This window comes from Micromonospora sp. DT31, from assembly GCF_049841795.1.
Lineage (GTDB): Bacteria > Actinomycetota > Actinomycetes > Mycobacteriales > Micromonosporaceae > Micromonospora.
Genome location: NZ_JBNCKZ010000006.1, coordinates 1 through 21,056 on the forward strand (window position 1 = coordinate 1; position 21,056 = coordinate 21,056).

General features: G+C 72.6%; 24 protein-coding genes, 4 tRNA genes and 1 pseudogene. 17 read left to right on the top strand and 12 right to left on the bottom strand.

What is annotated here, in order from left to right; translation table 11 throughout:
• Nucleotides 1–429 (top strand): annotated as a pseudogene (locus tag ACLQ2X_RS12110) (hypothetical protein); the annotation flags it as partial.
• A 139-nt stretch (nucleotides 430–568) separates the two neighbouring features.
• On the opposite strand, the gene ACLQ2X_RS12115 reads toward ACLQ2X_RS12110, so the two are convergent.
• Nucleotides 569–644, bottom strand: a tRNA-Lys gene (locus ACLQ2X_RS12115).
• A gap of 190 nt (nucleotides 645–834) precedes the next feature.
• Here ACLQ2X_RS12115 and ACLQ2X_RS12120 point away from each other — a divergent pair.
• The 6 genes from ACLQ2X_RS12120 to ACLQ2X_RS12145 are packed head-to-tail and all read left to right on the top strand — an operon-like array spanning nucleotide 835 to nucleotide 4,183.
• Complete coding sequence (locus tag ACLQ2X_RS12120; protein WP_425681093.1) at nucleotides 835–1,176, top strand: ArsR/SmtB family transcription factor; 342 nt, start codon at nucleotides 835–837, stop codon at nucleotides 1,174–1,176.
• Between the two features lie 3 nt (nucleotides 1,177–1,179).
• Nucleotides 1,180–1,683, top strand: a complete 504-nt coding sequence (locus tag ACLQ2X_RS12125) for an SRPBCC family protein (RefSeq protein ID WP_425681094.1) — start codon at nucleotides 1,180–1,182, stop codon at nucleotides 1,681–1,683.
• Entirely contained in the window at nucleotides 1,683–2,357 is a 675-nt protein-coding gene (locus ACLQ2X_RS12130) for a dihydrofolate reductase family protein (RefSeq protein ID WP_425681095.1), read from the top strand. The genes ACLQ2X_RS12125 and ACLQ2X_RS12130 overlap by 1 nt, the downstream gene beginning before the upstream one ends.
• A gap of 24 nt (nucleotides 2,358–2,381) precedes the next feature.
• Nucleotides 2,382–2,909, top strand: a complete 528-nt coding sequence (locus tag ACLQ2X_RS12135) for a hypothetical protein (protein WP_425681096.1) — start codon at nucleotides 2,382–2,384, stop codon at nucleotides 2,907–2,909.
• A gap of 55 nt (nucleotides 2,910–2,964) precedes the next feature.
• Entirely contained in the window at nucleotides 2,965–3,699 is a 735-nt protein-coding gene (locus ACLQ2X_RS12140) for a class I SAM-dependent methyltransferase (protein WP_425681097.1), read from the top strand.
• Nucleotides 3,689–4,183: a polyketide cyclase gene (locus tag ACLQ2X_RS12145; RefSeq protein WP_425681098.1), complete on the top strand. Its 495-nt coding sequence runs from the start codon at nucleotides 3,689–3,691 to the stop codon at nucleotides 4,181–4,183. Before ACLQ2X_RS12140 ends, ACLQ2X_RS12145 begins: the two co-directional genes overlap by 11 nt.
• Nucleotides 4,184–4,203: 20 nt before the next feature.
• Here ACLQ2X_RS12145 and ACLQ2X_RS12150 read toward each other — a convergent pair whose 3' ends face one another.
• Both ACLQ2X_RS12150 and ACLQ2X_RS12155 read right to left on the bottom strand, forming a co-directional pair.
• A complete protein-coding gene (locus ACLQ2X_RS12150; RefSeq protein WP_425681099.1) occupies nucleotides 4,204–5,037 on the bottom strand; it encodes a MerR family transcriptional regulator in 834 nt (277 codons plus the stop codon).
• 117 nt (nucleotides 5,038–5,154) lie between these two features.
• Nucleotides 5,155–5,230 (bottom strand) — tRNA-Lys (locus ACLQ2X_RS12155).
• Between the two features lie 186 nt (nucleotides 5,231–5,416).
• Between ACLQ2X_RS12155 and ACLQ2X_RS12160 the strand changes: the two genes are divergently transcribed.
• Both ACLQ2X_RS12160 and ACLQ2X_RS12165 read left to right on the top strand, forming a co-directional pair.
• Complete coding sequence (locus ACLQ2X_RS12160; protein WP_425681100.1) at nucleotides 5,417–6,691, top strand: Ig-like domain-containing protein; 1,275 nt, start codon at nucleotides 5,417–5,419, stop codon at nucleotides 6,689–6,691.
• 164 nt (nucleotides 6,692–6,855) lie between these two features.
• The gene (locus tag ACLQ2X_RS12165; RefSeq protein WP_425681101.1) at nucleotides 6,856–8,112 is read left to right on the top strand and encodes an Ig-like domain-containing protein; all 1,257 of its coding nucleotides are present in this window, start codon (nucleotides 6,856–6,858) and stop codon (nucleotides 8,110–8,112) included.
• Nucleotides 8,113–8,163: 51 nt separating this feature from the next.
• On the opposite strand, the gene ACLQ2X_RS12170 is transcribed toward ACLQ2X_RS12165, so the two are convergent.
• Both ACLQ2X_RS12170 and orn read right to left on the bottom strand, forming a co-directional pair.
• Nucleotides 8,164–8,239, bottom strand: a tRNA-His gene (locus ACLQ2X_RS12170).
• Nucleotides 8,240–8,330: 91 nt separating this feature from the next.
• A complete protein-coding gene (orn, locus tag ACLQ2X_RS12175) occupies nucleotides 8,331–8,921 on the bottom strand; it encodes an oligoribonuclease (protein WP_425681102.1) in 591 nt (196 codons plus the stop codon).
• A 73-nt stretch (nucleotides 8,922–8,994) separates the two neighbouring features.
• Here orn and ACLQ2X_RS12180 point away from each other — a divergent pair, with 73 nt between their 5' ends.
• A complete protein-coding gene (locus ACLQ2X_RS12180; protein WP_425681103.1) occupies nucleotides 8,995–10,266 on the top strand; it encodes a glycosyltransferase family 87 protein in 1,272 nt (423 codons plus the stop codon).
• Nucleotides 10,267–10,371: 105 nt separating this feature from the next.
• On the opposite strand, the gene ACLQ2X_RS12185 is transcribed toward ACLQ2X_RS12180, so the two are convergent.
• The 3 genes from ACLQ2X_RS12185 to ACLQ2X_RS12195 all read right to left on the bottom strand — a co-directional run bounded on the left by ACLQ2X_RS12185 (nucleotide 10,372) and on the right by ACLQ2X_RS12195 (nucleotide 13,768).
• On the bottom strand, nucleotides 10,372–11,220 hold the full coding sequence (locus ACLQ2X_RS12185) for a hypothetical protein (RefSeq protein WP_425681104.1): 849 nt from the start codon (nucleotides 11,218–11,220) through the stop codon (nucleotides 10,372–10,374).
• A 141-nt stretch (nucleotides 11,221–11,361) separates the two neighbouring features.
• Nucleotides 11,362–12,078 carry a YcnI family protein gene (locus tag ACLQ2X_RS12190; protein WP_425681105.1) on the bottom strand — a complete coding sequence of 239 codons (717 nt, stop codon included), beginning with the start codon at nucleotides 12,076–12,078 and terminating at the stop codon, nucleotides 11,362–11,364.
• A gap of 16 nt (nucleotides 12,079–12,094) precedes the next feature.
• A complete protein-coding gene (locus ACLQ2X_RS12195; protein ID WP_425681106.1) occupies nucleotides 12,095–13,768 on the bottom strand; it encodes a copper resistance CopC/CopD family protein in 1,674 nt (557 codons plus the stop codon).
• 213 nt (nucleotides 13,769–13,981) lie between these two features.
• Between ACLQ2X_RS12195 and ACLQ2X_RS12200 the strand changes: the two genes are divergently transcribed.
• Genes ACLQ2X_RS12200 through ACLQ2X_RS12215 form a run of 4 tightly spaced genes read left to right on the top strand, consistent with a single transcriptional unit; the run spans nucleotide 13,982 to nucleotide 16,915 of the window.
• The gene (locus tag ACLQ2X_RS12200; RefSeq protein WP_425681107.1) at nucleotides 13,982–14,572 is read left to right on the top strand and encodes a sigma-70 family RNA polymerase sigma factor; all 591 of its coding nucleotides are present in this window, start codon (nucleotides 13,982–13,984) and stop codon (nucleotides 14,570–14,572) included.
• 30 nt (nucleotides 14,573–14,602) lie between these two features.
• Entirely contained in the window at nucleotides 14,603–15,127 is a 525-nt protein-coding gene (locus ACLQ2X_RS12205) for a MauE/DoxX family redox-associated membrane protein (RefSeq protein WP_425681108.1), read from the top strand.
• A complete protein-coding gene (locus ACLQ2X_RS12210) occupies nucleotides 15,120–15,836 on the top strand; it encodes a DsbA family protein (RefSeq protein ID WP_425681109.1) in 717 nt (238 codons plus the stop codon). The genes ACLQ2X_RS12205 and ACLQ2X_RS12210 overlap by 8 nt, the downstream gene beginning before the upstream one ends.
• Complete coding sequence (locus tag ACLQ2X_RS12215) at nucleotides 15,833–16,915, top strand: hypothetical protein (protein ID WP_425681110.1); 1,083 nt, start codon at nucleotides 15,833–15,835, stop codon at nucleotides 16,913–16,915. The genes ACLQ2X_RS12210 and ACLQ2X_RS12215 overlap by 4 nt, the downstream gene beginning before the upstream one ends.
• A 6-nt stretch (nucleotides 16,916–16,921) precedes the next feature.
• Here ACLQ2X_RS12215 and ACLQ2X_RS12220 read toward each other — a convergent pair whose 3' ends face one another.
• Genes ACLQ2X_RS12220 through ACLQ2X_RS12235 form a run of 4 tightly spaced genes read right to left on the bottom strand, consistent with a single transcriptional unit; the run spans nucleotide 16,922 to nucleotide 19,559 of the window.
• Nucleotides 16,922–17,683, bottom strand: a complete 762-nt coding sequence (locus ACLQ2X_RS12220) for an energy-coupling factor ABC transporter ATP-binding protein (RefSeq protein WP_425681111.1) — start codon at nucleotides 17,681–17,683, stop codon at nucleotides 16,922–16,924.
• On the bottom strand, nucleotides 17,680–18,450 hold the full coding sequence (gene cbiQ, locus ACLQ2X_RS12225) for a cobalt ECF transporter T component CbiQ (protein ID WP_425681112.1): 771 nt from the start codon (nucleotides 18,448–18,450) through the stop codon (nucleotides 17,680–17,682). Before cbiQ ends, ACLQ2X_RS12220 begins: the two co-directional genes overlap by 4 nt.
• Before the next feature lie 12 nt (nucleotides 18,451–18,462).
• Nucleotides 18,463–18,843: a PDGLE domain-containing protein gene (locus tag ACLQ2X_RS12230; RefSeq protein WP_425681113.1), complete on the bottom strand. Its 381-nt coding sequence runs from the start codon at nucleotides 18,841–18,843 to the stop codon at nucleotides 18,463–18,465.
• Complete coding sequence (locus tag ACLQ2X_RS12235) at nucleotides 18,840–19,559, bottom strand: energy-coupling factor ABC transporter permease (RefSeq protein WP_425681114.1); 720 nt, start codon at nucleotides 19,557–19,559, stop codon at nucleotides 18,840–18,842. Before ACLQ2X_RS12235 ends, ACLQ2X_RS12230 begins: the two co-directional genes overlap by 4 nt.
• 122 nt (nucleotides 19,560–19,681) lie before the next feature.
• Here ACLQ2X_RS12235 and bcp point away from each other — a divergent pair, with 122 nt between their 5' ends.
• The 3 genes from bcp (at nucleotide 19,682) to ACLQ2X_RS12250 (ending at nucleotide 20,908) form a co-directional block, all read left to right on the top strand.
• Entirely contained in the window at nucleotides 19,682–20,152 is a 471-nt protein-coding gene (gene bcp, locus ACLQ2X_RS12240; protein ID WP_425681115.1) for a thioredoxin-dependent thiol peroxidase, read from the top strand.
• Nucleotides 20,153–20,232: 80 nt separating this feature from the next.
• A tRNA-Leu gene (locus ACLQ2X_RS12245) sits at nucleotides 20,233–20,319 on the top strand.
• 64 nt (nucleotides 20,320–20,383) lie between these two features.
• Nucleotides 20,384–20,908, top strand: coding sequence for a GNAT family N-acetyltransferase (locus ACLQ2X_RS12250; protein ID WP_425681116.1), 525 nt, complete (start codon nucleotides 20,384–20,386; stop codon nucleotides 20,906–20,908).
• Nucleotides 20,909–21,056: the final 148 nt, after the last annotated feature.

Sequence of the window (21,056 nt, forward strand, 5' to 3'; positions counted from 1 at the left end):
CGCGTCGCCCCGGAGAACGCCGCCGAGCGCAACAGCACCGACCTGACCGAGGTGCCCAAGATCGCCGGACGCCCCCGTGTTCCGGTGCTCAGCCTGCACGGGATCGGCGACATGCAGGTGCCGTTCTCGATGGAACAGATCTATTTCCTGGAGGCCGTAGCCAACAAGCAGCCCTTGGGCCACATGCTCGCCCAGCGGGCGATTCGCACCACCGGGCACTGCGAGTTCAGCCCCACCGAGGTCGGCACCGCCTTCAACGACCTCGTCAACTGGGTCAACACCGGGGTGAAGCCGGCAGGTGACGACGTCTTCACCCGGGCCACGGTGGCCGCGGCCACCTACGGCTGCCGGTTCAGCGACAAGGCCGCCTATGCTGCCGGCACCGGCACCCGCCGGCTCTACGCTCCCTGCCCGGAGTCCACCTCCTGAACCAGGTCCCCCATCGGCCGTTGGTGCGGGGAGGGCTTTCCTCCCCGCACCACCGGCCCTCCGGCGGACAGACCCCGCGGAGATCGCGTCAAGAAAGGCCCCGACCCGGTGTGAACCACCAGATCGGGGCCTTGATCGTTGGTGCGCCGCCAGGGACTCGAACCCCGAACCCGCGGATTAAGAGTCCGCTGCTCTGCCAGTTGAGCTAGCGGCGCTCGCTGACAACGGGACGAGACGTTAGCACGCCCCCGGATCGCCCCGGGCGGACAGGGCGGGCGCCGGTGTGAACCGCCCGGTCGCGGGCGCGGGCCCGAGCGCGGGACGGCCGGTTCCGGCGCCTGACCGGAAGTCACTCGCCCGTTTCTTCGGCTTGACGCATTCCGTTATGGGAATATGATGGCTGTCATGGCACGAGCAGCGACGACATCGGACGCGTTCAACGCGATCGCCGAGCCACAACGCCGGGACATCCTGGCGCTGCTGCGGGCCGGCGAACGGCCGGTGACCGACCTGGCCCAGGAACTGGGCATGAGCCAGCCACGGGCGTCAAAGCACCTGCGGGTGCTCCGGGAGGTGGGGCTGGTGCGGGTACGCGAGGCGGGCAAGCAGCGCCTCTACGGCCTGGACGCCCGCGGGCTGCGGCCCATCCACCAGTGGGTCGGCGGCTTCGAGCGGTTCTGGAACGACAGCTTCGACCGGCTGGTCACCTACGTGCAGGACCTCAAGCAGACAGCACAGGAGGAGTGACCGATGACAGAGGCACGGCAGGAAACGCAGGCGGAGCCGGTGACCGACGACCGGGAGGTCGTCATCTCCCGGATCATCGACGGCCCCCCGGAGTTGGTCTTCGAGGCCTTCACGCAGGTCCGGCACCTGTCGCGGTGGTGGGGGCCGGACGGGTTCACCACCACCACCCGGGCCTTCGAGTTCCGTGAGGGTGGCACCTGGGACTTCGTGATGCACGGCCCGGACGGGACCGACTACTCCGAATGGATCACCTGGACCGAGATCGTCGCGCCGCAGCGGATCGCGATGCTGCACGGTGAGTCCCGCGACGACCCCAACGCCTTCGAGTCGACCCTGGTCTTCGCGCCGCACGGCGCCGCGACCCGGATCGAGATGCGTACGGTCTTCCCCACCCGGCAACTGCGCGACCAGGCCGTGGTGGAGTACCACGCGATCGAGGGCGGCGAGCAGACGCTCGGCAACCTGGCGGCCTACGTCGCCGAGATGGCCCAGGAGGAGGGCCGCTGATGGCCGGGAAAATCTTCTTCAGCGTGTCGATGTCACTTGACGGCTTCAGCGCGCCCGAGTCGATGGATGGCCTCCTCGCCACACCCGAGCAGCGGGAACAGGACCCGAGGCTGGGGTACTGGATGGCGCAGTGGATGGAGCTACAGGCGTGGATCTTCCCGCAGCGGCACTTCCGGGAGAACCTCAGCCTCGGCCAGGGCGGGGAGGAAGGGCGCGACAACGACATCGTCCGGGACACCTTCGAGCGCACCGGCGCGAGCATCATGGGCAAGCGCATGTTCACCCTCGGCGAGCGCGCGTGGCCGAAAGCGGCGCCCTTCCACACCCCCGTGTTCGTCCTCACCCACGAACAGCGCGACCCCTGGGAACGGGCGGGCGGGACCACGTTCCACTTCGTCAACGACGGCATCCACAGCGCGCTGGGCCAGGCCCGCGAGGCCGCCGGCGACCGGGACGTCCGCATCGCGGGCGGCAGCGAGACGATCCTGGAATATCTGAACGCCGGCCTGGTCGACGAGTTCTCGATCGCGCTCTCGCCGGTGCTCTTCGGCGCCGGCACCCGCCTGTTCGACGGCGTGGACGCGTCCCGGATCGCGTTGGCGCCGATCCGGTCGGAGTCGACGTCGCGGGCGACGCACCTGACCTATGCCGTGCACCGCCGCGCACCGTCCTGAATCAGCGGCGGCTAGGCTGCCGCGATGGCCAGTGGTCGATGGACTCTGCTGATCCTCATGGTGTTCGTCGGTCCGCTGCTGTGGTGGGCGGGGGTGTCCCGCACCACGTCTGCCGCCTCCGCCGATCTCGATCCAGGCGACCCTTCGCTGCCGGTCTTTGTCGCCAACTACCACAGCGGCGCGATGAGCATGATCGGCTTCTTCGCCCTGATCAATCTGGTCCTGGTGCTGATGTTCGTACCCGGAGACCGGCTGGTGCGGGAGGGCCGCACCGAACCGTTCGTCCGCGCGGTGGTGGCGACGCTTCTCGTCGCCGGCCTGGTCTGGGTCGAATACCGGCTGAGTCCGGCGGCCTACAACTGGAGCGGCGACCCGGACGCCCGGAGCATGGTCAGGGAGCACATGCGGCCGTGGCACCTGGCGGTCGGAGGTCTCTGGGTCGCCCTCCACGCGGCGGTGGCCGCCTCGATCGCCTGGCGAGCCGGGCGCTTCCGTTTCCGCCACCGGCCGGCGCGTCCGGCGCTCAAGGAAGGCTCCGTCCCCGGCACCTAGGTGGGTGCCGGATCAGGGCAGCGCGTGGGGGACCGCCCGCCCTATCCTGCTGACGATGGATGTCTTCGGAGCGGTGGCTGAGCAGTACGAGCACGCGCGACCCGGTTATCCGCCGGAGATCACCGAGGCGATCCTCGCCTACCACGGGGGCACGCCGACGTCCGTGGTGGAGGTCGCCGCCGGCACGGGCAAGGGCACCGAGGTGCTCGTTCCCCTCGGTGCGCCGCTGACCTGCGTGGAGCCCGATCCACGGATGGCGGCCCGGCTCGCCGAACGGTTCCCGGACGTCCACATCGAGGTGACCACGTTCGAGCGGTGGTCACCGCCGGCCGGCGGTGCGGGAGTGCTCGCCTGCGCGCTGGCCTGGCACTGGCTGGACCCGGCCACCCGCAACGCGTACGCCCGACGGGCCCTGGCCCCCGGCGGCACACTCGCCGTCTTCGGGCACCGCTACGACTACGCCGACGCCGCCCAGCGGGACGCCGTCCGCGCCGCGCTGCGGTCCGTCGACCGCACCGCCCGGGAGCGGCCCGTCGACTGGTTCCATCGGGACATCGTCGAGCACGGCCAGTTCGACGACGTACGCCGGGAGGTGTTCCGCCGGGAGCTGCCGCTGGACAAGGAGCGGTACCTGGCGCTGATGCGCACGTTCGGACCGTACCTGGCCCGTACGCCGGAGCAGCAGCGACGTGGGATCGCCGCACTCGACCGGCTGGTCGACGACTTCGGCGGCACCGTCGTGCTCGACCTGCGTACCACGCTGGTGCTGGGTCGGGCCGATGCTCGGTGACCGGTGGGGCGTGTCGGACGACGAGACGCGGCGCCGGTACCCGTGTGACGACCACGCCACCGCGCCGACGTTGCGGGCGTGGCGCGGGGTGAGCGTGCACGCGCCGCCCTCGGCCGTGTGGCCGTGGGTGGCCCAGATCCGGCTCGCGCCGTACTCGTACGACCTGATCGACAATCTCGGCCGGCGCTCGCCGCAACGGTTAGCGGACCTTCCCGGGCCGGTGGTGGGTGAGGCGTTCACCACGGCCGGCGGGCGCCGGTGGGGCCGGATCCTCGCCGTCGAGCCGGGCCACCACCTCACCGGCGAGATCATGGGTGCGGTGCTGTCGTACGTCCTGGTGCCGGACGTGAGGGCCAGCACCCGGCTGCTGCTCAAGGTCGTCATGCGGACGAACCGGGCGCTCGCCCTCGGGTTGTGCCTCGGGGATCTGGTCATGGCCCGCCGGCAGCTACTGAACCTCAAGCGGCTCGCCGAGCAGGGCTGACCGGAGGCCAGCCCGGAGGGTCACGCCGGTCGTCGTTGGACAGGCGCGCTGCTCAGCACGCCGTCGGGCCGGACCTCCTGACGCAGGTGCGCCAGGTTGACGAACCGGTCACCGTCGAGCGGATCGGCGTCGAGCAGGCGCAGGACCACCGTGCAGTACTTGGCCATCGTGTTGCGGCCCGGCATGAAGATCGACAGCTCGTCGTGCGCGTCAGGCGTCTGCACGATCAGGTCGGCGGGCAGGGCCGGCAGCGTCTCGGGGGTGCCGGCCACCGCGACCTTGACGATCCAGAACGGCCCGACGCCGTCGAGCACCTGCCGGTCCTGTTCCGGCGTCTCCAGCGCCAGCGTCCGCCACGGCTGACCCAGACAGGTGACACCGGCCTGCCGCACCATGGTGACCAGTTCGGCCGCCGCCGCAGTGAGGATGTCCTCGGCCCGGTCCCACTCGTGCGCGTCACGTCCCAGCGGGGTGCCGGGCACGAGCCGCGCCACCACCGTCATGGCCGGCACCTGCCGCAACCGCGGTGCGGGCTGCGCCTCGAAGACGGCGCGGGCCGCCGTGATCGCGTCGGCCTGCGCCCGGCGTTGCCGGCTGACCTCGTCGCTGTGCCGCTCGAGCAGGGCAACCGCCTGGTCCGGTTCGTCGAGGGCACGCCGGACGAGCTTGACGCTCATCCCGGTGTCCCGCAGCAGGGTGATCAGCATGGCCCGCTCCACCTGCTCGAAGGTGTACGAGCGGTGACCGGTCCGTTCGTCGATCTGAGCGGGCACGAGCAGTCCCTCGGCGTGGTAGAAGCGCAGCGCCTGCGGCGAGAGGTGGCACATCTGGCTGAACTCGCTGATCGACAACATGACCCCAGACTGCCCCCTGTGGTTACCGCAGGTGCAAGCGACGACGTACGCCTGCCGGCCGCGTACGCGAAAAAGGCCCCGACCGGCGTGAAACGCCGAGTCAAGGCCTTGATCGTGTGGTGCGCCGCCAGGGACTCGAACCCCGAACCCGCGGATTAAGAGTCCGCTGCTCTGCCAGTTGAGCTAGCGGCGCTCGCTGACAACGGGAAGAAGATTAGCACGCCCGCCGGAGCGGGTTCCAATCCGATACGGGGTCCACCCTTCGGACGAGCTTAACCGGCGAAACTACCCAAAACTCCCGGGCAGTTCCGCGTCGGGACGGGTTCTGTCGCCTCGATGCGGCACGATGTCCGCCAGGCATGCGAGGACAGGGGTGGGCATGGGCAGGTTCGCGCGGGCCGGGGCGACGCTGGGCGTCCTGGTCCTCACGGCGTCGCTGGCGCTGACCGGATGCGGCGACGACGGGGAGGACGAGAAGCCGGCGTTCGTACCCGGCCAACAGCAGGTCGGCGGCGTGGCGACCACCGCGCCGGAGCCGAGCGCCCCGGCGAGCGGGAGCCCGGTCGCGGCACCACTGGCCGTCAGCCCGGCCGACGGCGCGACGCGCCGGCCGGTGAGCACCGAGATCAACGCGCGGATCCCCGGCGGCGGCAAGGTGTCGAAGGTCGCGCTCACCACCGCCGACGGCTCCGCCGTCGCCGGTCGGATGCGACGCGACGGTTCCGGCTGGGTGCCCTCGGCCCCGCTGAAGTACGCCACGAAGTACACCGCCACGGTCACCGGCACCGGCAAGGACGGCCAGACCCACCAGGGCACCAGCACGTTCACCACGATGCCGAGGCCGAAGTCGATGATCGGCTCCGGGCTCTACATGTTCAGCGGCAAGACCTACGGGGTGGCCATGCCGGTGGTCGCCGAGTTCTCCCCAGGCATCCCGAAGAAGGACCGGGCCGCCGTGCAGAAGCGGATGTTCGTGCAGACCGACCCGCCGCAGCCCGGCGCCTGGCACTGGGTCGACAACGGCACGCAGGCGTACTACCGCGCCCCGGAGTACTGGAAGACCGGGACCACGATCACGGTGCGGCTGGCGTTGGCCGGCATCCCGCTGAGCAACGGCCGGTACGGCAACACCGACCGGGTCGCCACCGCGAAGATCGGCCGCGCGTTCGAGATGACCGTCGACAACGCGACCAAGCGGATGACCGTCTCCGAGAACGGCTCGGTGGTCAAGACGATCCCGGTCAGCCTGGGCAAGAAGAGCACCCCCTCCTCCAGCGGCACGATGGTGGTGATGGACAAGCAGGAGTCGACGGTCTTCGACACCCGCGACGACCCGAACCCGGACAACCGCTACGTCACGAAGATCGATTTCGCGCAGCGGATCACCTGGGGTGGCGAGTACATCCACGCGGCCCCGTGGTCCGAGGGTGTGCAGGGTCGGCGCAACGTCTCGCACGGCTGCGTCAACGTGTCGATGGCCGAGGGCCGGTGGCTGTTCAGCAGGACACTCGTCGGTGACCCGATCACGGTCAAGGGCACCGAGCGGCGGCTGGCGCCGGGCAACGGCTGGACGGCGTGGAGCCTGAGCTGGTCGCGGTTCGTCGCCGGCAGCGCACTGCCGGTGCCCGAGGGCGGGCAGCCGTCGGTGTTCTGATCGGCGTACCGTGGTCGGACATGCCACCTCAGGCAGAGCGCCGGGCGGCCGCGGAATCGTTACTCCCGAGTCGGGGTGTTTCGCTTCACGTCCGGCAACGCGCAGCCGCTCCGGCGCGTCTGAACCGGAGACGACGGGGACCGGATCACACGTGCGAGGGAGTCATGCGAGCTGGCCAGGACGAACCGATCCGGGGCAGGGCTGCCCGGCGCGTCGGGCGCCGCCGGGCGCTGACGGCCGCGGTGCTCGCCGCGGCGATGGCCCTGACCTCCGCCTGCACCGGTGGGGGCGACGACAAGCCGTCGAGCTGGCAGGGCGGCGGCAACGACAGCGAGGGCGAGAAGGCCCCGAAGGCGGTGGCCACCATCAGTGAGCCGGCCGCCGACGCCAAGGACGTGCCCGCCTCCACCGCCATCACCTTCACCACCGAGCAGGCGCAGGAGACCGCGGTCGAGTTGAAGGACTCCGCCGGCAAGGTCGTCGAGGGCACGCTCGCGGCGGACGGCACGAGCTGGCTGCCCACCGGCGCGCTGGCCTACGGCCAGACGTACACGGCGACCGTGACCGCGACCGGCGACGACGGCAAGCCCGCGACCGCGACCAGCACGTTCACCACCATGGCGAAGCCGGCAAAGCAGATCCGGGTGACCAGCTTCCTCGGCGACAACCAGGTGGTCGGGGTGGGGATGCCGTTGATCGTGAAGTTCGGTCGGGCCATCCCGACGGACTACCGCGACGACGTCCAGCGCCGGATGACGGTGACCTCGAAGCCGGCCCAGGAGGGCATCTGGCACTGGGTGAGTCCGACCGAGGTGCGCTACCGGCCGAAGACGTTCTGGAAGGCCAACACCACGGTCAGCTACAAGGTGCAGGCGGGTGGGCTGCCGCTCGGCGGCGGCTGGTACGGCCGTTCCGACCTGAGTGTCGATGTGAAGGTCGGCCCGGCGTTCGTGATGACCGTGGACAACCGCACCAAGCGGATGACCGTCACCCGCGACGGCAAGGTGGTCAAGACGATCCCGGTGAGCCTGGGCAAGAAGAGCACCCCGTCCTCCAGCGGCACAATGGTGGTGATCGAGAAGCTGCGGCACACCGTCTTCGACACGATGGAGGAGCTGGGCCCGGAGGACGGCTACCGCACCGAGATCGACTATGCCCAGCGGCTCACCTGGGGTGGTGAGTTCATTCACGCCGCGCCCTGGTCGGAGGGGGTGCAGGGGAGAACGAACGTGTCGCACGGCTGCGTCAACGTCTCGATGAAGGACGGCAACTGGCTGTTCGCCAACACCCGCATCGGTGACCCGATCACGGTCAAGGGCACCGAACGCAAGCTCCAGAACGGCAACGGCTGGACCGACTGGAACATGAGCTGGGAGCAGTACGTCAAGGGCAGCGCCCTGCCGTACGAGCCGACCACCTGAGCGCGCCCCGGACACGAAGAAGCCCCCTCCCGCGGGAGGGGGCTTCTTCGATGGGGTGACTGATGGGAATTGAACCCACGACAACCGGGACCACAACCCGGTGCTCTGCCAACTGAGCTACAGCCACCATGCTCGCCGCTGCGGGTCGACCCGGGCGGTGCGCGGACTAATAATAGCCACACTCCGGCCGACCCCGTCCACCGGGTTCGGCCGGGGCGTCAGAGCTGCGCGGCGATCGCCTTCGCGGTCTCCACGTCCGGACCGGGCAGCGGCACGAACACGGTCCGCCGGTAGTACTCGAGCTCCCGGATGCTCTCCCGGATGTCGGCGAGTGCCCGGTGGGCCAGGCCCTTCTGCGGCTGCCCGAAGTACACCCGGGGGTACCAGCGGCGGCACAGCTCCTTGATCGACGAGACGTCGATCATCCGGTAGTGCAGGTGGGCGTCGAGCCGGGCCATGTCGCGGGCCAGGAAGCCGCGGTCGGTGGCGATGGAGTTGCCGCACAGCGGCGCGGTCCGCGGGTCCTTCACATAGCTCGTCACGTAGTCGAGCACCATGGCCTCGGCCTCGGCCAACGTCACCGTGGAACGGCGTACCTCCTCGGTCAGCCCGGACTTGGCGTGCATGGTGCGCACGACCTCCGGCATGCCGTCGAGCGCCGCCTCGTCGGCGTGGATCACCACGTCCACGCCGTCACCGAGCACGTTGAGGTCGGGATCGGTGACCAGTGCGGCGACCTCGATCAGGGCGTCGCGTCGCAGGTCCAGCCCGGTCATCTCACAGTCGATCCAGACGAGAAGATCAGCCACCGGGACAGACTACGCGCCGCCGATCCGACCGCGCCTCGGCACCTTGGACGAGGCGGACCGCTAGGGTTTCCCCGTGCCAGCCGAACCCGTCGCCCCACCCGCCGTCGCCCCCGACGACGTGGCCGGGCGTACGGCCCGACGGGTGGTCACGGTGCTGGCGCTCGTCGCGGTGCTGCCGGCGCTCTACCTGCCCGGCCTACGCCACGAGTACTACGACCAGAAGATCTACATGCGGGCGATGGACTGGTGGACGGCCGGCCATCCGCTGTACGACTACGTCCAACCGGACCGGGTGCAGGGGGCGCTCTACTTCACCTACCCGCCGTTCGCCGCGCTGCTGCTGGCCCCGTTCGCGCAGTTGCGGCTCGGGGTGGCCATCGCCGCTTTCGCGGTGCTGACCGTGGCCGGCGTGGTGGTGACCACCCGCTGGCTGGTGGCCCCGGTGTTGCGACGGCACGGCCTGCCGCACACGTTCGGGCTGACCGTCGCCGTGTTGCTGGTGCTGGCGGTGGAGAGCACCCGGGAGACGCTCACGCTCGGGCAGATCAACATGCTGCTGGTGGTGCTGATCCTGGGCGACCTGCTGTTCGCCGTACCGCAGGGGCGGCGGTGGGCGGGCGTGGGCGTGGGCGTGGCGGCGGCGCTGAAACTCTTCCCCGGCATCTTCGTGCTCTACCTGCTCGCGGCCCGGCGGTGGCGGGCGGCGGCGGTGGCGGCGGTGACCGCGGCGGTGGCCACGCTGCTGGCCGCCGCGGTGGCGCCGGGCGACTCGTGGCGGTTCTGGACCCACGAACTGTGGGCGACCGATCGGGTGGGGCGCCCCGACTACACAGGTAACCAGTCGCTGTTCGGCCTGCTCAGCCGGCTGACGTCGCCGCAGGACCCGGGCCGGCTGGAGTGGCTGCTGCTGGTGCTGTTGGTGGCCGCGTTCGGGCTGTGGCGGGCGGCCCGCGCCGCGCGGGCCGGGGACGCGGTGACCGGCCTCACCCTCACCGGCCTGGTCGGTGGGCTGGCCAGTCCGATCACCTGGACCCATCACCTGTACTGGTTCGTCCCGGCGGTGGTGGTGCTTCTCGACACCGCGTTGGACGCCGGCCCGGGGACCTGGCGGCGCCGGGGTCTGCTCGCGCTGGCCGTGGGCACCGGACTGGTGATCGTGTACGGGGTGGTGACGTTCCAGGACTGGGGTGCCGGCGTGGTGCACACCGGCAACCTGGTGGACTTCGTCGTCCGCAACGCCTATGTGCTGCTCAGTCTGCTGATGTTGGTGGTGCTGCCGATCCGCTGGCACCGCGACACCTCGCCCGACAACCCGGACCGAGCGGACACCACTGGCGACAACTGACGTTCGGGGTTAATCTGGTCTCAACTACCTCAGGTAGCACCGAATTTCCCCCGGTGAGAACGGCCCTCCGCGTCGGCAGCGCGGAGGGCCGTTCGCCGATGCGCGTCAGTCCGGATCGGCCGGGCGGCGACCCGGCAGCGGGGCGATCGCCGCGCGGGGGCGTCCGCCGGCCGAGCCGACGGCCACCAGGTGCCGCTCGGGTCGCGACGCCGGACCGGGCTGCCGGCCCAGCCCGCTCAGCGAGGTGACGCCGAGCCGCCCCGCGAGCACCGGCACCTGGTCCGGCTCCACCACGAACACCACCTCGCGTGGCCGGGCCGGGCGCAACAGCACCACCACGGCCAGCACCACGAGCAGGGCCCCGCCGGCCAGCAACGCCCACCGCAGTCCGGGCAGCCAGCCGGCCCGCAACTCGCCAGCCATCCGCAGGTCGAGTCCGGCCGCGCCGTCCACCCGCATCACCACCAGGCTGAACGACCGGCCGTCCAGCTCCGCCGGGCTCCACTCCAGCGAGCCGACACCCTGGCGTACCCAGAAGGTCTGCGCCAGGGGCACGGCGGCCGCGTCACCGGCGGTCGCCGGGTCGAGGCGGACCGGCAGCGGGCCCCGGGCCACCGCGACCCGCCCCACCGGGCTGTGCGGGACGTCGGCCAACCACCGCCGGACCTGGTCGGTCGGCGCGAGGCCGAGGAACGCCGGCCCGCCGGTGTCCCGCGCGGTCAGGCGCAGCCGGGTCGAGCCGGTGGCCGCCACCGGCAGCTCGGCGCGCAGCAGCGCGGCCACATCGGCCACCACGATCGCGCGGGCGGGGGTGCGGACCGGCTCGAGACGGGCGCCGAAACCGTCGTCCGGGCCGCCGTCGCCGGCGGCGAGCCAGAGCGCGGCACCGGCCAGCAGCACCGGAATGCCCAGAGCCATCGCCAGCATGCCGGCGATGGTGCGTACAAAACGCATTCGCGTCGTCCCTCTCGGTAGCCAACTACCCGGACGACCTTACCGACGGGCTCCGGCCGCCGCCGGAGATCAGCCGCACCCGCCCGGGAGACGCGACCGGCCCGGCGACAACGCTCCGCCGGGCCGGTGACGACGCTCCGCTCAGGACCTCGCGGTCGGCTCCCGCCGGGTACGCGCGAACGCCAGCCCACCCAGGGCCAGGCCGGCCAGGCCGGCGACGAGACCGGCCACGCCCAGCGCGGTGGCCGCCCCGGAGTCGTCGTCATCGTCGTCGTTCCCGGCGCTCGCCGGGGCGCTCGGCGACGTGGACGCCGGCGTGGTGAGCGTCAGCACCGGGGCCGGGCTGTCCGGCTCCTCCGCGCCCGGCGTCGGCTCCTCGATCCACCGCGACACGTTGCCGTCGGAGTACGTCTGGAGCACCTTGAACACCATGGTCTCGACCTGCGGCAGCGGCCCCATCGACACCGGGAACTCCTGGAACTCGCCAGGCTTGACGCCGCCGCCCGGCTCAGCGGTGAAGGTCAGCTTGGACACCGCCTCGGTGAGCTGGCTGCCGTGCACCTCGATCGGCGGATCGACCTTGCGCTTCTGCACCGCCACGGTCCAGCCCGGCACCGGCATGGTGGACACCGAGCCGACCGGGGCGTTCTCCGGCAGGTTCACCTCGACCTTGACCGTCGACGCGGTGTCGCTCTCGTTCGGCACCCGGAACGCGAAACGGCCGTAGCCGCCCTGGGTGGCTTCCGCCGGGTTGACCGTGACATGCGCCGAGGCCAGACCGGGCAGGCCGAGCACGGTCGTGGCGACGGCGGCGAGAGTCAGCGCGGCGACGGTCGCCGGGCGCCGGAGACGGATCATCAGATGGGACCTTCCGTTACTTGATCGGCACGGTGGCGGTCACCGTGGCCTGGTCGATGTCGGACGTGCGGACGGTGATCCGCACCTGCCAGTCACCACGGGCCGGCAGGTTGACCTCGCCAGTGGCGTGGTTGTCGCTCAACGGCAGCAGCGGCACCGTGATCGGCTCGATGCCGGCCGACGGCAACGCGGCGGTGACCTTCCACTCCTGCACCGGCTGCGGCCGGTTGTCCTTGGTGTAGGCGTACAGGTGGAGCGAGTTGTTGCCGGTCTCCGCCGGGTCCAGCTCGACCTGAAGCGAGTAGAGCGGGCTGCTCAGCGTGGTGGAGAAGTAGCCGGCCGGCGCGCCGGCCACGTTCGCGCCGGCGGTCCGCGCCGGGGTGGTCTGCACGAGGGTCGCCGACACCCCCAGCACCACCGCCGTGATGGCCAGCTCGGCGACCACGGCCCGCCGCATCGCGCCGGGCCGGCCGGCGGCGACCCGCCGCCGCACCAGCGCCCGGGAGTACGCGGCCACGCCGATCGCCAGCACGAAGAGCGCGATCTTGGCGAGCAGCAGCTGCCCGTACGTGGTGTCGACGAGCGCCTTGAGGCTGGCCACCTCGATCAGACCCTGCACGGTGCCGGCCAGCAGCAGCGCGGCCACCGCCAGCGCCGCCCAGCGGGACCAGATCGGCAGGATCGCGTCCAGCTCCCGCTCGTCGGCGCGCCGCAGCAGGAACACCGCCAACATCACCAGGCCGCCCAGCCAGACCGCCATGCCGCCCAGGTGCACCGCGTCCACCACCACCGACACGGCGGGCGCGGGCGAGGCCGCCGCGTGCCCGGCGAGCGGCCAGGTGAACAGCGCCGCCCCGCCGAGAACGGCCAGGATGATCCCGTCGGTGCGGCTGACCGGGCCGGCGAACAGCGGGCGGAGCAGGAACGCCGCCGCCGCGAGCAGGCCCAGCCGCACCAGGTGGGTGGTGCCGTAGGCGCTGCCCAGCACGGCGGTGAGGCCGGAGCCGGTCACGTCGAACAGGCCGCCGCCGTTGGTGTAGGGCACCTGCAGCCACACCTCGGCGAGCGTCGCCACGGCCAGCACGCCCAGCCCGGTCCAGGCCACCCGGGCCGGCCCCCGGCGGGACAGCCGGCGTGGCCAGAGCGCCGCCAGCACCAGCGCCGGGCCGACGAGCAGCAGCAGACCGACGTACCCGGCGTACTTCGCCACCTTCACCGCGGTCTCGGTCACCGGGTTCGCCCGGTTGTCCGAGCCGGCGTCGGTCGGCGGTTCCGACGGCGCGCCGACGGAGTAGGTGAACGCGCCGGAGACCGGGTGGCTGTCCGCCGAGATGACCCGGTAGCTGACCAGGTAGGTGCCGCGCGCGCCGGACGGGTCGACCGGGATGGTCACCTCGGCGCCCCGGAACGTCGGCTCACCCCGGTCGGCCCGGGAGCCGTCCGGGGCGATCACCCGTACCTTGTCCGGCACCTTGCGGACACCCTCGCTGAAGGTGATCACCACCTGCGCGGGCGCCTCCGGCACCACCGCCGACGCGGCCGGACTGCTGCTGACCAGCACCGCGTGGGCGCTGGCCGGGGCGGCCGGGACGAGCAGCAGGCCGACCATCAGGAGCAGCAGCCCGGCAACGGTCCCGGCACGGGCGGCGGCCCGGTACGGGCGACGTACGACAGGAGTCATGACCGCCATGGTTCCCGAACCGGGTCGGGTCCGGCGAGCCGACCTCCGGCGGTCGGGCCGCGACGCCCGCCGGGGGCGACGGCGCGCGCCACTCCGGGCCTGCTCGGAGGTCATGGCGAGGTAGTCGACCGGCGGGCGGGAAAAGTTCCCGGCGTGTGCCGGGACACGGAATGGGCCGAAGGACCCTGTCCCGCCCCGGTACGCCGCGTAACCTCGTCAGGCGTGATCCCCGGCCCGCGCGACACCGCCGCCGACCGCCCCGCGACGGCGGGAGCGGAGGCTGCCCGGGAGGCGGCCACCGGTTGGGCGCTGGCCGCCCGTGACGGTGACCGCGCGGCGCAGGCCGAGTTCGTCCGTGCCACCCAGGCCGAGGTGTGGCGCTTCGCCGCCGCCCTGGTCGACCCGGACAACGCGGACGACCTCACCCAGGAGACCTACCTGCGGGCGTTCCGGGCGCTGCCCGGCTTCGAGGGGCGCTCCAGCGTGCGGACCTGGCTGCTCGGCATCGCCCGGCGGGTCTGCGCCGACCACCTGCGCACGGTGGTGCGCCGCCGCCGGCTCGACGCGCGGCTCGCCGCGCAGGCCGCCACCGACCGGCCCTACCCGGACCCGGCCGGTCATCTCGGCGCCACCGACCTGATCCGCCGGCTGCCCGCCGAGCGACGCTCCGCGTTCGTGCTCACCCAACTGCTCGGCCTGTCCTACGCCGAGGCCGCCGACGTGGAGGGGGTGCCGGTGGGCACCATCCGGTCCCGGGTCGCCCGCGCCCGCGACGAACTGGTCCACGCCGTCGGCGACACGATGGCCGGATAGCGGGAACCATTCATGATTCTCGGACGACGAATGACTGTGACCCCCTCCCCCTCCCGGGCCGGCCGCTGGCCGGTCCTGCGCCCCTGGCTCGGCGTCGCGGCCCGGCTCGGGCTGGCCGCCGTCTGGCTGTTCGCCGGCGCCACCAAGGTCGGTGACCTGGCCGCCTCCGGCCGGGCCGTGAACGCCTACCAGGTGCTGCCGTACGACCTCGCCACCGTGATCGGGGCGGCGCTGCCCTTCGTGGAGCTGGCCCTGGGCGTGCTGCTGCTCGTCGGCCTGGCCACCCGGCTCACCGCCGGTGTGTCCGCCGCCCTGCTGGTGGTCTTCATCGCCGGCATCGCCTCGGCCTGGGCCCGCGGGCTGGCCATCGACTGCGGGTGCTTCGGCACCGGCGGCGAACTCGCTGCCGGCGAGACCCCCCGCTACCTCCCGGAGATCCTCCGGGACCTGGGATTCCTGGCCCTGGCCGGGTTCCTGCTGATCTGGCCCCGCACCCCGTTCTCGGTGGACGGCGCGCTGGCGGGCGACGACACGGTGGAGGACGAGGATGAGTAGTCGCAAGGGTCGCCGGGACGCGGCGCGGGTGGTCCGTGAGCAGATCGCCCGGGAGAAGCGCCGCAAGCGCACGTTCTGGACCTCGATCGCGGCGGTGCTGGTGCTGGTCATCGCCGGTGGCATCGGCTGGGCCGTCTACTCGTCGCAGAAGTCGGACGACTTCACCGCCCCGCCCGGGGCCAACGACGCCGGCACCGGCATCGTCCAGGGCACCGGCCCGGTCACCATCGACCTGTACGAGGACTACCTCTGCCCCGCCTGCAAGCAGTTCCAGCAGGCCAACGGCGAGACGCTCAACCAACTCGTCACCGAGGGCAGGGCCAGGCTGGTGTTCCACCCGGTGGCGTTCCTGAACCGCTACTCCAGCACGCAGTACAGCACCCGCTCCTCGGCCGCGTCCGGCTGCGCCGCGCAGGGCGGCAAGTTCCGCGAGTTCACCGACCAGCTCTTCGCCAGGCAGCCGGCGGAGGGCGGCGCCGGGCTCAGCGACGACGAACTCGTCGACATCGGCGCGGGCGTCGGGCTGAACCGGGACGAGTTCGCCTCCTGCGTCTCCGACGGCACGTACAAGTCGTGGACCGAGCACGTCACCGAGAAGGCGAGCAAGGCCGGCGTGACCGGCACCCCGACCATCAAGGTCAACGGCAGTGAGCTGCGGGACCGGAGCGCGCAGGGCATCCGGGCAGCCGTGGAGGCGGCCGGCAAGTGATCCCCGCACCGATGCGCCGGGCCGCGCTGGTGCTCGCCGTCGCCGCCACCGCCCTGCTCACGTTCGCCGCACCGGCGTCGGCGCACGGGGCGGACGCCCCCGACGGCACCGACTACCGCAGCACGATCACCGCGGTCAGCGCGCCCGACCTGGGCGCGCGGATGGTGGAGGCCGGCGCGCGGCTGGAACTGACCAACCGCACCGGCGCCGACGTCACCGTGCTGGGCTACTCCGGGGAGCCGTACCTGCGCATCGGCCCGGGCGGCGTGTACGAGAATCGCCGCTCCCCGGCCACCTACCTCAACCGCACCCTGGCCGGGGAGACCCGGCTGCCGGCCGAGGCCGACCCGGCCGCCGCGCCGCACTGGCGGCGGATCACCGACGGGCCCACCGCCCGCTGGCACGACCAGCGCACACTGTGGCGCGAGCCCGACCCGCCGGCCGCCGCAGCCGCCGACCCGGGCCGGGAGCACCGGGTCCGCGACTGGGTGGTGCCGCTGCGCGTCGGTGACGACACCGGTGAGGTACGCGGCACGCTGGACTGGGTGCCGCCGCCCGACCCGTACCCGTGGTGGGTGGCCGCCACGCTCGGCTTCCTGGTGATCGGCGCGGCCGGGCTGGCCCCGGCGGGCACCGCCGCCGGGGTGCGGGCGCTGCGCGCGGCGGGCGCGCTGCTCGCCCTGGGTGGCGTGGCGGCCGTGGCGCTCACCGTGGCCCGGGCGGTCGACACCGGCGGCCCCGGCACCGCCGGGCTGCTCGCCGAACTGGCCACCGGCCAGGTGTGGACCCTACTCACCGGGCTCGGCGCGGTGGCCGCCGGCGGGTACGCGCTGGCCCGCCGCCCGGCCGCCGACTTCGCGCTGGCGCTGGCCGGCGCCTGTCTGGCCCTGTTCGCCGGGGTGTCGAACCTCGCCGCGCTGTCCCGCTCGGTGCCCCCGGCGGCCGGCCCGCCCGAACTGGTCCGGCTCCTGGTGGTGGTCGGCCTGGCCACCGGCGCCGGTGCGGTCGCCGCCGGCCTGCTGCGCCTGCGCACCGCCGCCCGCGCGGCCCGCCACCCCCACCCCACCCCGGCCCGCTGACCTCGGTCAGCGGGGGCGGGGCGCGAAACCGTAGGGCAGTTCCAGGCGGTGCGCGGCCAGGGCGTCGGCATCGGCAAGCAGGTCCACGGTGGGGGCGTCGGCGACGATCCGGCCGCCGTCCAGGATCACCGAGCGGGGGCACAGCTCGGCCGCGTACGGCAGGTCGTGGGTGACCATCAGCAACGTCACCGGCAGGGCGCGCAGGATCTCCGCCAACTCCCGGCGGGCCGCCGGGTCGAGGTTCGACGACGGCTCGTCCAGCACCAGGATCTCCGGGCGCATGGCCAGCACGGTCGCCACCGCCACCCGGCGTCGCTGCCCGAACGACAGGTGGTGCGGCGCGCGGTCGCGGTGCTCGGCCATCCCCACCGCGGTGAGGGCCTCGTCGACCCGGGCGGTCAGCTCCGCCCCACGCAGGCCCAGGTTGGCCGGCCCGAACGCCACGTCCTCGGCGACCGTCGGCAGGAAGAGCTGGTCGTCCGGGTCCTGGAAGACGATGCCGACCCGGCGGCGCACCTCGGCGAGCGTGTCCCGGTCCCGGGTGACCGTCAGGCCGCCGACGCTCACGCTCCCCCCGGTCGGGGTGAGGATGCCGTTGAGGTGCAGCACCAGCGTGGTCTTGCCGGCGCCGTTCGGCCCGAGCAACGCCACCCGGTCACCGCGCGGCACGGTCAGGTCCACCCCGTGCAGGGCGACGTGGCCGTCCGGATATGCGTACCGGACGCCACGGACGTCCAGGGAGGGCGGCTGTTGCACGTACCCGATCATTGCAGGACGAGTGCGGCGGCGGCGATGGAGGCCGCGATCGCCGGCACCGTCGCGGCGACCGCCCACTGGCCGGCCGTGGCCGGGCCGGCCCCCTGCCACACCGTCGGCATCCGGCCCGTGTAGCCGCGGGAGAGCATCGCCAGATAGACCCGCTCGCCGCGCTCGAAGGCGCGCAGGAACAGCGCACCCACCCCGGCGGCGAAACCGCGCAACTGCCACAGGAAACGGGGGTCGTCGCCGCGGGACACCCGCGCCACCCGCATCCGCCGGGCCTCGCCGACGAGCACCTCCAGGTAGCGCAGCATGAACGTGGCGATCTGGGTGAGGATCTGCGGGCAGCGCAGCCGGTCCAGGCCGACCAGCAGGTCACGGGTCGTCGTGGTGGCCGCCAGCAGGAGCGAGGCGAGGACGCCGAGCGTGCCCTTGGCCAGGATGTTCCACGCCCCGTGCAGGCCGTCCACGGACAGGTTCAGCCCGGCCACCTCGACCCGCTCCCCCGCGCCGAGGAACGGCAGCGCGAACGCGAACAGCACGAACGGCACCTCGATCATCGCCCGGCTGAGCAGCCAGCGCGGGCCGACCCGGGCCAGCGCCGCCACCACGACGACCAGCAGCGCGTAGCCGCCGAACGCCCAGTACGCCTCCCGGGGGGTGGACACCACCGCGACGGTGAACAGCACCATCGCGGCGATCTTCACCTCCGGCGGGAGGCGGTGCACCGGCGAGCCGGACCCGCGGTAGAGCACGTGCGCGTGCCCGGCGCCCATGGTCGCGGCCGGTCAGCGGGTGGAGTCGGCAGGCGTGTCGGACCCGGTGGCGCTCACCGGGTCGCGGCGGCGGGTCAGCCAGAACAGGCCACCGCCGACGGCGAACGTGAGCAGCACGCCGAGCACCCCGGACAGGCCGGTGGAGAGGAAGTCGTTGCCGATCCCCCGCACGCCGTAGTCGGCCAGCGGGCTGTCCGCCAGCTCGTGGTCCCGGGCCTGCTGGGCCGGGCAGCTGCCGCCGGTGATCTCGTCGTCGGCGTTCACCGTGCAGCCCTTGAGCAGCGACGAGTCGAGCCCGTCCGGGTGCGACGAGGCGTAGTTGCTGACCACACCGGCCAACAGCAGGGCCACCAGCAGGCCGCCGAGCAGGAACGGCCAGGAGCGCTTGTTCATCGGGCACCTCCGGCGACCGGGACGGCGGGAGCGGGCGCGGTCGACCGGCGGGCGCGCAGCGCGTACACCAGGTCGGGGCGGACCTTGGCGACGGTGAGCACGGTGGTCGCGGTGATCAGGCCCTCGCCGATGCCGATCAGCAGGTGGGCGCCGAACATGGTGCCGGCCAGGCCGGTGAGGTTGCCGCCCAGGTCGGTGGTGCCGCCCAGCCAGTACTGCAGGACGAAGCCCTGGGACGCCACCACCACGCTGACCAGCGCCGACACGAAGGCGGTGACGGCCAGCCCGGCCGGGGTGCGCGGCAGCACCCGCAGCAGCAGCGCGATCAGCAGGTACGCCGCGGCGGTGCCGAGGATCGCCATGTTGGTGATGTTCAGGCCGAGCATCGCCACGCCGCCGTCGCCGAAGACGAGGGCCTGCACGATCAGCACGACGGCCACGCAGAGCGCGCCGACCCAGGGGCCGACCAGCAGCGCGGCCAGCGCGCCGCCGAGCAGGTGACCGCTGACCCCGGCGGTGAAGATCGGGAAGTTGAGCATCTGGACGGCGAAGATGAACGCCGCCACCAGGCCGGCCATCGGCGCCAGCCGGTCGTCGAGGTCGGCCCGGCCGCGTCGCACGCAGAAGGCGAGCGCGGCGAGCGCGACGACCGCGAAGATCGCGGCCACGGGACCGTTGATGATCCCGTTGGAGATGTGCATCGCCAGGGTGTCCACGGGCTGAGCCTATTTCCACGGCCACGTTGTTGCCAATGCCTTGCAACAACTGATGGGATGCGTCACGGTCCGGGTGCCCGGCACCGCCCAGCGGCCCCCACCCCGGCGGTATCGTCACCGCCATGACCGACCGCCTCAACCCCGGCGACCCCGCCCCCGAGTTCAGCCTGCCCACCGACGACGGCCGCACACTCACCCTTTCCGACCTGCGCGGCCGCAAGGTCATCCTGTACGCCTACCCGGCCGCCATGACGCCCGGCTGCACGAAGCAGGCGTGCGACTTCCGGGACTCGCTCGCCTCCCTGCAGGCCGCCGGCTACGAGGTGGTCGGCATCTCCCCGGACAAGCCGCAGAAGCTGGCCACGTTCCGGGAGCGCGACGCCATCACCTTCCCGCTGGTCGCCGACGCGGACAAGGCGGTACTGACCGCGTACGGCGCGTACGGCGAGAAGCAGTCGTACGGCCGCACCGTCACCGGCGTGATCCGTTCGACCTTCGTCATCGACGAGGACGGCAGGATCGAGCGGGCGCTCTACAACGTCAAGGCCACCGGGCACGTCGCCAAGCTGCGCCGCGACCTCGGCCTCGACTGAGACCGTCGCGTCCCGCCGCCGCCGGCGGCGCGTGCCACGCCCACGACGGCCGGGCGCGACGCTCTACACTGGGCGGGCCCGCGGGAGTGGCGTAACAGGCAGCCGCGATAGGTTTAGGTCCTATTGTCCGAAAGGACGTGGGGGTTCGACTCCCCTCTCCCGCACCACGAACGGTGTCACCCGCATCACGAACGCGGGTTCGCGGCCGCCTCCCGCCAGCAGGATGGCGACGTGGACCTGCGTTTCGTTCTCGACCCCGACCTCACCGCTGACCTGCGGGAACAGATCGCCGACCTCTGGGTCGACGTCACCAACGCCGGCGGCGCGGTCGGCTTTGTCGCGCCGGTGACCGCGGCCGAGGTACGACCGCTGGCCGAGTCCACCCTCGCCGAGGTGGCCGACGGGCCGGACCGCCTGCTCGTCGGCCACCAGGGTGACCGGCCGGTCGCCGTCCTGGTCATCGCGGACAACCGGTTCCACCTGAAGGCGCACTGGCGGGTGCTCAAGCGGGTGATGGTGCACCCCGACGTCCAGGGGCGCGGGCACGGCGTGGCGCTGATGCGCGAGGCGGAACGGGTCGCCCGGTCCCTCGGCCTGGCCGCGCTGCACGTCACGGTGCGCGACGGCCTCGGGCTGGACGGCTTCTACCGGCGCCTCGGCTACCGCGAGGTCGGCCGCCTCCCCGCCGCGCTGCGCCTGTCCCCCACCGACACCCGCGACGAGATCCTCATGTGGCGCGACCTGTCCCATCCCTGACCCCACCCCCACCCCCACCCCGCCCCGCCCTCGCCCCGTCGACCTGGCGGTTGCCGCCCGGGCAAAAGGCATCAATGCCTCGACCGAGGGGCGGCACCTGCAAGATCGACGCCGAAGGGTGGGGCGGGTCGGGTCGGGGCGGGGAGGG